The organism is Dysgonomonas termitidis, from assembly GCF_054657735.1.
The window spans coordinates 3,370,157-3,382,692 of sequence record NZ_BAAHYD010000002.1; the positions used below are offsets into that span (position 1 = coordinate 3,370,157).

Annotated in this window: 6 protein-coding genes; all 6 read right to left on the bottom strand. The window is 38.8% G+C overall.

What is annotated here, in order from left to right:
• Positions 1 to 16 precede the first annotated feature (16 nt).
• Positions 17 to 1,408, bottom strand: coding sequence for a RagB/SusD family nutrient uptake outer membrane protein (locus tag ACYQ3L_RS18160; protein WP_380001603.1), 1,392 nt, complete (start codon positions 1,406 to 1,408; stop codon positions 17 to 19).
• Positions 1,409 to 1,423: 15 nt separating this feature from the next.
• Positions 1,424 to 4,864, bottom strand: a complete 3,441-nt coding sequence (locus tag ACYQ3L_RS18165; protein ID WP_380001605.1) for a TonB-dependent receptor — start codon at positions 4,862 to 4,864, stop codon at positions 1,424 to 1,426.
• A gap of 175 nt (positions 4,865 to 5,039) precedes the next feature.
• The gene (locus ACYQ3L_RS18170) at positions 5,040 to 6,035 is read right to left on the bottom strand and encodes a FecR family protein (protein ID WP_380001607.1); all 996 of its coding nucleotides are present in this window, start codon (positions 6,033 to 6,035) and stop codon (positions 5,040 to 5,042) included.
• Positions 6,036 to 6,101: 66 nt separating this feature from the next.
• The gene (locus tag ACYQ3L_RS18175) at positions 6,102 to 6,653 is read right to left on the bottom strand and encodes an RNA polymerase sigma-70 factor (protein ID WP_380001609.1); all 552 of its coding nucleotides are present in this window, start codon (positions 6,651 to 6,653) and stop codon (positions 6,102 to 6,104) included.
• Positions 6,654 to 6,762: 109 nt separating this feature from the next.
• Positions 6,763 to 12,072 carry an N-6 DNA methylase gene (locus ACYQ3L_RS18180; RefSeq protein ID WP_380001611.1) on the bottom strand — a complete coding sequence of 1,770 codons (5,310 nt, stop codon included), beginning with the start codon at positions 12,070 to 12,072 and terminating at the stop codon, positions 6,763 to 6,765.
• Positions 12,062 to 12,499 (bottom strand): DUF1896 family protein, encoded by a 438-nt coding sequence (locus tag ACYQ3L_RS18185; protein ID WP_380001613.1) that lies wholly within the window; start codon positions 12,497 to 12,499, stop codon positions 12,062 to 12,064. The genes ACYQ3L_RS18180 and ACYQ3L_RS18185 overlap by 11 nt, the downstream gene beginning before the upstream one ends.
• Positions 12,500 to 12,536: the final 37 nt, after the last annotated feature.

The window sequence follows — 12,536 nt, forward strand, 5'->3', positions numbered from 1 at the left end:
TCTGTTAGTTTTAAGATTAATATCCCTCGTTCTGCCAGAGAATTGATTTATTGCCGATTTTTTCAATCTCTTTCTGTGGAATCGGATAAACCAGTTGATAATCATTCACTGTATGGCCTACGGCAGCCATTATCTCTTTGGCATAACCCATACGAACCAGATCGAACCAGCGGTGTCCTTCGAAAGGAAATTCCCGTTGCCTTTCTTCAAGGATTGCTTTACGGAAAGCGTCTTTATTGGGTATAGTAGCAATGTCCAAAGCATTAAGTTCTGCGCGTTCACGCACTTCGGTGATTGCGGCCATTGCAGGTGATGTTTGTGAGTTACTATATGAAATCTCATTCAAAGCCTCAGCATACATTAACAACACATCAGCATAACGAAGAAGGATAAAATCATTTCCATATTGTGTTGGGTAAGTAGCATCCGGAGTGTCATAATATTTCATGGGTACATATGCATTTCCGGATTTGGTGAGTGTTATCAGATCCTTGCGTAAATCTGCCTGGTCAGTATAGGCAGCAAGTAGCTGAGGTGTTTGATAGTCATTTGATGTAGCGCTGGTTTGAAACCAAAGCCCATGCCCTTCACTGACAATAGATTTATTAAAACGAATAGCAAAAATAATTTCGTTGTTCATCTTATTATTCACATCAAAGATATCGGCAGGATTTTTCAGTAGGGAATATTTTCCGATGACTGGTTCCAGCACATCCTTTGTCTCTGCCCATTTGCGGAATGTCAGGTAAACTTTACCCAGTAAAGCTCTTGCAGCCCCCAGTGTTGCCCGTCCAAGATCATCTTTTGAATATGCTTCCGGAAGCATATTGTTATCGATAATATATTTCAGATCTCCAGCAATATAATCATACATTTCCTGGTCAGTACTACGTAGTATTGTTAGCGATTCCGAAACGGTAACAACTTTACGAGTAGTAGGAACACCACCCCATAGGCGATACATATTAAAGTAATTGTATGCCCTTAGAAACATAGCTTCCGCTTTATATTGATCTTTCAGTGTTGCGTCAAAATCAGCATCATCAATCTGATCTAAAATTAAGTTACATCTGTAAACGCCGTTACTGAAAATACCCCATACGGACTGAAGTGTTCCATTAGCTGAATTTTCCTTGAATTGGTCGATATCATAGCGGTCCTGTTGACCTGTTGTTGGTGCAGTATATTGGGCATTATCGCTACGAAATTCCACACACTCCAAGTAGTAAGAAAAATGTTCCTGATATTTTCCATAACATCCTATAACCGCAAGGTTATAATCGGATGCTGTCTTATATATTTTATCGGCAGTAACCTTATCGCTTGGTTCCAAGTCGAAAAAGCTGTCGGCACAGGATGTTGCGAATAATAAGGCTGATAAAGCGAATATTAATTTATATTTTTTCATAATATACTTTTATTTTTAGAAAGTAATATTTAATCCGAATGTAAAAGTCTTAGCTAACGGGTAGGTTCCGTAATCTTCTCCGGGTGTTAATGTAGCCTTATCTCCGTCATGGCGTAAGCTTACTTCAGGATTATAGCCGGAGTAATTAGTCCAGGTATATAAATTTTGTCCTGATACGTAGGTTCTTAATTTCTGGATATGGAAACGTTGTGTCCATTTACTTGGTAAAGTATAACCCAAGGAAAGATTCTGCAACCGCAGGTATGAACCGTCTTCAACATGCCATGTCGATGTACGCCCGTTATTACCTTTAGTCTTACGGTTGGCACGGTTTACCTGTCCATTGCCTGGATCATCCTCACTTCTCCAACGGTCCAATGCGATAGTTGTTCCGTTTACATTCCCTTCCATATTGTCGATATAGCGTTTATTCAGATTCAGTATTTCGTTACCGTAAACCCCTTGAAAATTAAAGCCCAGATCGAAATCTTTAAAAGTAACTGTTCCTCCGAAACCGTAAGTAAAGTCCGGCATATAATTACCGACAACAGCACGGTCTTTATTAGTGTCGAGGACACCGTCTCCATCCACATCTACAAAACGGAAATCACCAACTTGTGTGTCTGCGAAATGAGGGTACTGTTTCAGTTGTTCTTCATTCTCGAAAATACCATCCTGTACTAAAAGATAATAAGACCCGATTGGCTTGCCTACTTCTGTAATGTAATAGGCATGTTCCACACTTCCGGAATTAATCATTTGTGTTTGTCCATTTGCTAACTCTACTACCTTATTCCGGTTCGTAGAAAAATTGGCATTGAATGAATATTTCAGGTCTTTGGTAATGTTTTTCTGAGATGTCAATTGTATTTCCCATCCCCGGTTATTTACCTTACCAACATTCATTAAGGTTGAAGAATATCCCGTAATTAGAGGAACATCAACATTAAGTAACATGTCAGAGGTGTTACTGTTATAGAATTCAACGGATAAGCCAAGTAATCCTTTAAACATCTGAATATCTAAACCGACATTAACCATAGCAGTTTTTTCCCAGGTCAGGTCATCATTCTTAATTTTTTCCGGTTTATATCCGAATGTCTGTTTACCACCATCGGCTCCCAGTATATAGTAATCTTTTGCGAAAGTTGACAAACGTTCATAATTGCCGATCTGGAAGTTTCCGGTTACCCCGTAGCTTGTTCTCAGCTTTATATCATCCACAAAATTCAAAGCCTTGGTTTCTTTGAAAAAACTTTCATCACTTATACGCCATGCAGCGGAGGCTGAAGGGAAGTATCCCCAACGGTTATTGGCACCAAAGCGCGAAGAACCGTCTGCACGGATAGCAGCGGATGCCATATAACGACCTTGATAGCTGTATTGTGCACGGGCAAGATAAGAGGCCAATGTCCATTCTGTGATTTCGGAAGTTCCCTTGGAAACCACACCTCCCGTTATTGTTTCGATATGGTCGTTAGGATAGTCAGTAGCTTCCACATAATTCTTCTTCAACCTGTCTTTCTGAGCCGATTGAACCAAAACAGCATTAATGTTATGACTGTCATTTATTGTAGTATTATAGTTTAGTTGGTTTTCTACAAGCCAGTTGAAATAGAAAGAAGAAGAACTAGTACCTACAGGATTGGATGGTTGGTCATAATATTTAAGTCCTACTAATGGAAGGCTAGACTCTCTGTATGTGTCATTGTGTGCACCATAATAATCGCCCCCCAATGAAAGGGTATAGCTTAATCCTTTCATAAATTCATATCCTGCATATACTTTTCCCACCAACACATAACGGTCTACAACATCGGATCGTAATTTGGCTAATGCTACGGGATTCAGTATTTCATTATGTTGGTAGTCCGTTCCTATTCTCCAATAGCCATTCCCCTGATAATTATATGATCCATCTGCATTATATACGGACCATACTGGGGGCATTGCCAAAGCGGATTGAACGATACCACCGGAACCGTAAGAACCACTGGCATTTACCCTATTTGATTTTGAATAGGATGGAGAGAAGTTTACTCCGAATTTGAATTTATCATATTTTCCATCTAGGTTTAAGCGGGTGCTGTATTTCTTAAAATCAGATTCAATAATGATCCCTTCCTGGTCATAATATCCAGCAGATACATAATAACTGATATTCTTTCCTTTGGCAGACAGAGATATGTTATGACTTGTTGTTGCTGCAGTACGGAATATCTCATCCTGCCAGTCTGTATCCGTAAGGCCTTGCTCACCATTCAGGTAAGGAAATAATTCTGTTGGTATCTGATGATAGCTCTGAGGGCGTACACTATTGGGATCGTCTACGGAACCTGTTGGAACCTCAGCAAGATAAGCGGCATTATGACCATCACGTGCAAATTCAGCGAACTGATAAGCATTCATCATCGGAAGCTTCTTCGATACTTTTTGAAAGCCATAAAATCCATCATAGTGTACTGTCAGTTTTTCTGAGCGTCCTTGTTTTGTTGTGATAAGGATAACCCCGTTTGATCCACGGCTACCATAAATGGCAGCAGATGACGCATCTTTAAGAACTTCGATAGATTCTATATCATTGTTATTTAAATTGGCTAGTCCTCTTTCCACAGGCATGCCATCAATTATATACAAAGGCTCATTTCCTGCTGAAATTGTACTTGTACCACGTACACGGATTGATACCGCCCCACCAGGATCACCACTAGGTTGTGTTACCTGTACTCCGGCCATCTTCCCTACAAGAGCCTGGCGCATATCTGATACTGCAACATTCGCTATATCATCAGCTTTTACTTGAGAAATTGAAGTAGATACGTCACGCTTATTCTGAACACCATAACCGACAACGACAACTTCTTTTAATAACTCCGTATTTTCTTGTAAGATAATATCTAGTGACGTTTTATCTCCTAATTTTATTTCCATAGGAGTATAGCCAATATAAGAGATAACTAATGTTGATCCAACAGGAGCTTCAAGAGAAAAGTTTCCGTCAATATCAGTAACGGTTCCTGCTAAAGCATTACCTTTCACAATAACACTTGCTCCTATAATAGGTTCTTCTTTATAGTCTAGGATTGTTCCGGTATATTTCTTTTTAGGGGCTTGTGCCTGTGCTGCTACAATAATAATCCGGTTACCTTGTATTTTATAGGTGGTATTGGTTCCTTTTAACAAGATTACCATTGTTTCCGATAAAGATTTCCCGGAAACATCAGCATTTATCATTTGTTTCACATTAATGACAGATTCGTTATATGCGATTGTCATTTTAGTCTGTTTCTCTACCTCCTCAAAAGCTGATAAAATAGTTTTTTGTCCCGGAGGTAACGTGATTTTTTGATTTTGTGCATTCAGGTTCAGTGAGCCAAACAGTATTATAAAGAGAATAATACATATTCTTGATAAATTAACCCACTGTTTACTTAATGGATAAGTTTTTATTTTCATATTTTTGCATATATGTTTTTCGGTGAATACTTATTTATAATTCTTAAAATGGTATCGTAATAAAGGTTCATCGATTTCAAACCGGGGAGACATGCTTGGTGGCGGCTCTCCGGTTCTTTTTTTCATGGTTAACAATATTTTAGACGGTTAGTATTTCGATTATTTCATAGTGTTATCAGTATATATATAACTTGTTGTTTTCTATTTTGTATTTCAACTGGGGTACAAGGAATTTCAGAACATCCATAAACTCATTAATACTTTCGTCACTCTTGACTTTCATTGTGATTCGTTCATGGTCATATTTATTAGAATTAAGAAATACTTCCATCGCATATTTACGTTCAACAAATTTTATGATCTCATTTATCGTCATGCTTTGGATAACCATATTACCTTCTGTCCAAGCTATGACATTTTCAACCTTTATAGAACTCTTTTCAAATAATCCGGTACTTCGGTTATATGTTACACATTCATCAGGAATAAGAATCACTTGATCCTGATTTATATTTTTAATTTTCACATTTACTTTTCCACTTTCGAGTGTAGTTGATGTCTTTTCACTGTCTGTATAGGCATTTACATTAAAGACTGTTCCCAGCACTTCAATATCCATATCTGTTGTTTTTACTATAAATGGTTTTGTCTCATCTTTAGTAACTGTAAAGTATGCTTCTCCATTCAGAAAAATATCTCTGCTGTCAGAAAATTGTTTCGGATAAATAAGAACACTACCAGAGTTAACCTTAATGACAGAAGAATCGGGTAAGGTAATTGTACGTGTTTCTCCATTGGGAACAATACATTCTACCAATTGAACCTGATTATCAATCTTAACGGAGTCCTTCATGAGATAATAGGTAACGCCAACCGATAATATCGGAAGCATTATGATTGCTGCTATACGGGAAAATCTGCGGATAAGTGGGATGCGTTCCTTACCGGATGTAGGATTTGTCGCTTGTATTGTGGTTAACAATTTATCAAAAGATTTTTCAGTCGATCTGTCAGCCTCAATATTGAGGTTATCCCAGATTTCATTAAACGCAGTCTCTTTCTCTTCTTTATTAGATTCTCTTTTTATCCAGGAAGCAAATACTTTCTTTACTTTTTTAGACTGGTTATTTTGAAAATACTTTTGTATTATTTCATGGATTCTTGTCGACATATTTTTATGCTTTATACATATATGACAGACAAGTCCCTTCTTTGTCCCGACTAGAAGTCAAATTTTTTATAAGAAAAATAAAAATACGAGAGCTAAAATATCCCGAATGTCTTTCAGAGCAAGGCTTAGTTGATTGTTTATTGTTTTTTCGGAAAGGCCCAAAGTTTCTGCAATTTTTCCGTTCTTTATATTCTCAATCCGGCTCATAATATAAATTTTCCGTCTTTGCTCGGGCATTTGGTCAATAGCAATCTGAATTAAAAACTCCAGCTCTTTGGCATTTAATTCTTCTTCAGGAGTGATTGATTCGGATTGATTGCTATAATTAGCAACATATATATCTTCTATATATTTATGTTCCAGATAATTCAATGCTGAATTTTTAGCCATTCTGTATATATACGCATTAAATGAGCGTAGATTGGGTAAATGTTCTTTAGAAGTCCAAACTCTAAAAAATATATCTTGGGATAGGTCTTCTGCTGTTTCTTCTGATTTAATAATATGAGCAATGAAGTACTTTACCTTAGGATAGTATTTCATAAAGATAGAGCGGAAAGCCTCATGATCTCCCGATGCTATTCTTTCAAGGTTATTTAGTTCTTCATTATGTATCATTTAAGCTGCATATTCTACATCTAAGTAAATACAAAATTAAAATTAATTACCATACTATAAAATAATCTTTTGTTAAGAAAATATAGTGTACTAAGTACAACTCAAAATACTATCTTATGCTAAAACCTCTCTTTTTATGCATTGAAATATCTATTTGCTGATTATTGAATTTATTATCAGGTAAAATATTCTCTTTTTTATTTTCTTTATTTTCCAGACTCAGATTAATCTGCCTGCTAAGCGAATCCAGCTGCGATTTCAATTCCTTTAGCTCCGGCTCTTTCTTGAAAACAGCACCCATAACCTCTTTCAATACAGGTAAATCTTTCTCCAGCTTTTGATTATCCGATTGGTATTTATCAATCAGGGCAGGTATCCTGTCTAATGCTTTCAAGAAATTAGTCGATGCCAATAGCGGATCAGTAGCAATATGTCCGTTGTTGTACGAATATTTGATATTGCCCTCTCCCTCAATAAAGAAGCGATTGTCTTTGAATATCGAACCCTCCTTTTGACTTTCTTCGGTTTTGACAAGAATTTTGAAGCCATACAACTCTCCAATCTTGAAGTATTCACCATTGGTTCGCGCATTATCAGCAAGCTGATTAAGCTTGTCGCCAATAACTTTCGGGTCATTGCTACCCAGATTATCCAATCTAATTGGATTGAGTTTATTGCCTTCTTTATCAACCTGTACCTTTTCTTTGAATGAATTTAGGTCTTTATTCATTCTGGCAACCATTTCAGAGTTACTATCTACCGTTCGGGTAATATCTTCAAATTTATAGATGGCAGACGACTTACTCCGATTGAACGCCTGCCGTTCACTTTCCAAAGAAGCTATTTTCTTTTCCAACTTAGCTTTTTCCAACAAATCGGTATTACCAGAAAGGATAGCCACATATTCCGAGAAATTCATGCCCGAACCTTCATCCAAACTACCTTCGTCAATGGTGCGGGTAGCCATATTATTCGTTTTTAACTGATTGATAAATAGCTGTTTATTTTGCAATAGATTAAACTTATAAGAATCAAGACTCTTTTCAACCGCATAGATAATCACGTCTACTTTATTATCAGCATATAATTTGGCGATTTCATTACCTTTTCTGATTGCCCTTCCATCCCTTTGTGAGAGGTCTGACGGTCGCCACGGCGTATCAGCGTGATGAATTGCCACAGCCCTTTGTTGAGCATTTACACCCGTTCCTAACATACTTGTTGAACCAAATAATACACGAATACGTCCTGCGTTCATGGCTTCTATCATGGCCTTTCGGGCATTATCGGTCTTAGCTTCCTGTATAAAGCGTATCTCATGGGCAGGGATACCATGATCTTCAATTAACTTTCTTTTAATCTCACTATATGGATTCCATTCATTGGGTTTATAGGTTCCTAAGTCTGAAAATACGAACTGAGTTCCCTTTTGTGCATTATAGGTTTTATAGTATTCAGCAATCTTAGCTGCACAATGCGATGCTTTGTTATCCACATGGTCGCCGTAGGCTTGGTCTATCATTCGCATATCTAAAGACATCTTTCGAGCATAGTCTGTCGCTATAAGCATTTTTGCTTTTTCTTCCTTTTCGGATAATGGCTCTCTTCCCAAAATTGTAGCATCCCCCGTTTCAGCAAACTTCATTAATTTTCCGATAAATACCTCCTGCTGTGGTGTGGGTGGGATATTGTACAATACCTCATTCTTCTCGGGACGGTCAATTCCAATATCCTTTGCTGTACGATAATCCGTTATCTCCGAATAGAAGGATGCCAGTTCGGGCACTTTGATAAAATAGCGAAAGCGTTCTTTTTGTACGATCTGATTGGTTACCGAAAACTCATAGTCTGTTGTCTTCTTGGCAAAAACAGCCGCCCATGCGTCAAAGGAGTTGATACCCTGCTTTTCCAGTTCTTTTGGTCTTAGATACTTGAAAAGTAGATATAGTTCCGTCAATGAATTTGAAATAGTAGTCCCCGATAGGAATGTTGCTCCTAAATCTTTATCTCTCCTTTCCTGTATGGTACGGATGGCAAAGAGCATATTCATAGCCCGCTGACTTCCTTCGGGATTGCCCAATCCTGCTACACGGTCGTGGCGAGTAGTAAATGCAAGATTCTTGAATTGATGCGATTCATCTACAAACAAATGGTCGATGCCCATCATCTTAAAGTCCACCACATCATCCGTTCTATTTTTAATCGTATCGGCCAGATTATCCAGCTTTACCTCTAAGTTCTGTTTGCGTATTTCCAGGCCTCTGAGCATCCTTCTCGAAATATCCTTGCCTTGCGAACGCAATACTTCGAGATTTTCCTCCACAGACTCCAGTTCCGCCTGAAATATCTGCTGCTGCATTTCGGGAGACTGGGGTATCTTTCCGAACTGGTCGTGGGTTAGAATTACCGCATCCCAAGAGTTGTTTTTTATTTCATTAAAAATCTTTACCCGTTTCTGTGGAGTAAAATCTTCTTTGCCGGGATAGAGTATCTTGGCATTGGGATAGGCTGTTTTGAAGGTAGCTGCTATCTCGTGTACATTGGCTTTGAGTCCGACTATCATCGGTTTATTGGCTTGTCCCAAACGTTTCATTTCGTAGGCAGCACAACAGATAATCAGTGTCTTACCTGCCCCCACCTCATGGTCTCCTATGCCCCCACCGTTCTGCTTGAGCATCCAGACACAGTCCTTTTGCGATTGGTATAAATCGGGAATACCCAAACCTTTCAGATCTAATCCCGGAAAGGTTTGGTGGGATCCGTCATACTGCGGACGTACAAAACAGTTGAACTTTTTATTATACAAATCGGCTAAATTGTTCTTAAATTCGGGAGATTGTTCGTTCAGCCAATCGGTAAAACCATTACGAATTTCATCTATCTTGGTATTTGCCATTTGTATGGCTTGCCCATCAGGTACTTTTACATTTTTGTCTTCTCCCGTCTCAGGATCGGTTACGGTAATTGTTTTGGTAATATTGGGCGTTGTATTCAGCAGAGCGTGTTTGAGAAGATGGATACCTGTATATAACTTACTTTCTCCCTGTACAGCAAACTTCTCGTTAATAATCATATTGCTCCTGTCTGCTTTGACGCTATAGTCATCCCGAGAAGCATAATAATCAATGGTTATGTCTGTCTCAAAGAGTTTGCCTATATATTTTTCATATACATCCGTACCAATCCACCTTTCTCCAAAATTAAAATCCAGTTCTTCATACCTGATCGGTTGCGGAGTAGCTTCCTGCAAGGCTTTTAAGGATGTCTGGGAACGGATATCATCAGGATACTTCAAGACATAGCGTTCTACCAATTCGGATTTTTCGACAACATTGCCTGCAATAAAACGATCCCGGACTTCATAATTCTGTACCAATGGATTGTAAAAGATACGCCCATCCAAATCGTGAATTATTTCCTCTCTGTTCTTGCCTACCAGCAAAGAATCCATATAGTCTAAGCGTACCTCGCCGTATTTATTCAACGAAGCGATCAATGCTTCATCAGAAGTATCTACTACCTTTATCTCGTTGGGATTAAAAGCGACAGGTATGGAAAATATATCGGCTTTTTGCAGTTTGCCTTCTACGGCACGTTCCAAAGAAAGTATCTCCCGACCTCCAACATCCATTTTGATAACATCGAGGTTTCGTTTGTCATTGAGGTTGCCATAACGTTTGACAAAGTTGTCATAGACTATATTCAGATTGCTCCGCAAAGAAGCGTGTTCTGTCAGATGCTCTGCTTCGTGGTTATACAGCGTATGATAAAAATCTCTGATTTCAATATATCTACTAATCTTTGCTTTTTGGTCAAATGCGACATCCAAAGGCTGAAACTCAGCCCCATCTTTATAGCGTTCTTTCAGAAAGCCGACCTGCCCTTGATCTTCGACTAAGGAGCCTTGCTTGTGAAATACAAATAGTTCTCCTGAATAGGGACGAGGGTCTAAACTCGGGCTCGGTTGCTCTATCGGTTTTTGAGTTGTTGTTTGCCTATTGCTGGTGGAAAAAATATTTAGCTGTACAGATTTACCACTTCTAACCGATGCCGGTTTTTTTCTACCTCTGGCCGGTTTTATCTGGCTACGCTCTTCTTGCGAAAAGCCGAAGAGATCATATAGAGATAACACTGGCTCAGAGATATTAACCTCTAATGCCTGATAGCTAACTTTCTCTACTTTTTCTAAAACTTCGGGGTGTTCCGGTAGAGAAATATTGTTTTTTGGCTCTGGTTGCTGCTGCCGATTTGATTGAGTATTACTTATTAAATGTTGTTTGTACAAATCAATATTCAGATTGGCTTTCAGATCACTTTTTAGCATCTGTCCCATATAATCCGCCATTTCAGCCGTACTGCCCTCATAGATGAATACCTGAGCCGGTTTGCCGTAAGGATCGGTGCCGATACTGCTCTTGGTTTGTACCACACGTCCTAAGTTGTAGAAATAATCGTTATTGTAGCTTTCTGTTTCCCGATGCAAGGAACTGGTCACAAATAATTCTTCCCAGAAATTCGGTTTGTCCTTGCCTGTATTTTTCTGTAAGACAATCAGGTCACTGCCGACTTCCGTTCCGGCATAGTTCATAAAAAGGTTATTGGGCAGACGGATCGCTGATACCAGATTCGTATTTTCCATCAGCCATTGGCGGACAGGCTCATTGCTCGGGGAGTTCATCACTCCCTGCGAAGTGATAAAAGCCATTAGGCCGCCTTCCCGTAGAGTATCGACTCCTTTTAGAAAAAAGTAGTTGTGAATGGTGCGGGTAGAATCTTTATGTAATTTACTCTGTTTATTAAAATTAGCATCGAATACACTAATATCCCCAAAGGGGATATTACTCGAAACAATATCGAAATAGTTGTTATATCGATTCTCAATGCTTTCGAAGCCTTCGATATTAACTTTTTCGTTTGGATGAAGATGTGATAGTATCTTTCCGGTCAGCAGGTCTTTTTCAAAAGCGAATTTTTCTGTATTGTTACCACCTATTGCACGGGAGAACTCGCCCATACCTGCCGATGGATCAAGAAAACGATTAATGTTTATACCTGTTTCTTGGACAGCATTGCCTATTACCTCTACTATTTCGGGTGGAGTATAGAAAGCGGTCAGCACCGAGTTCTTGATGCTATTGAAGTAGGCTTTGTATTCCTTATCCGATTCTGTATTGTCCCGGATAACCTGATGCAGTTCGACCACCATCGGGAATAAGTCGAGTTCGGATTTAGCCCAATATTGTGTATCGGTCAAGGAATTTGCCGGATTTAGTACACACTTCAATCCTCCGAATCCCGAGTAGCCTTGCATAACTAATCGCTCGTCATCGGTAGCTGCCCTTTGCTCCCTTTCGAGAGTAAGGACAGTACGGATGGCTTCAATATTGGCCCGAAGATGTATCTTTTTGTTATAACTCATTTTCTTCCAGCCATAGGTCAATACATCCGGTCAGCTCAGTATAGAGACTATTGTACTCGGGAGAATACATAAATTCATCGAAGAGAATGTATTGTGAGAAAACGGTTTCACATTCGGGCAAAAGTTTTTTTGCATAGTCTGCTGCTTCACTTTGAGATATAATATCGGCAAACTCGTTCCACAACACATGAACAATCATATCATGTCGCGAGAAGAGCAATCCCCGAAAGAGAGTTAGGTTTGCCAGTTCCTCAGCTTCAGTATGGGATAATCCATCTCTAATGGCTTCAGCATATGCTTCTGCTGCTTCATCGGCTCTATTTTTGATAAAATCATCATCGATAGCTAATGTCGGATGGCTTTCTTTCAGAAATGACAATAGACTTAATCTGTAATAGGATAGTTCCATTGGCTTATTTTGTTTCATATTTGCTTTTTGTTGATTGTTTTAAAAAAAGGTCTGC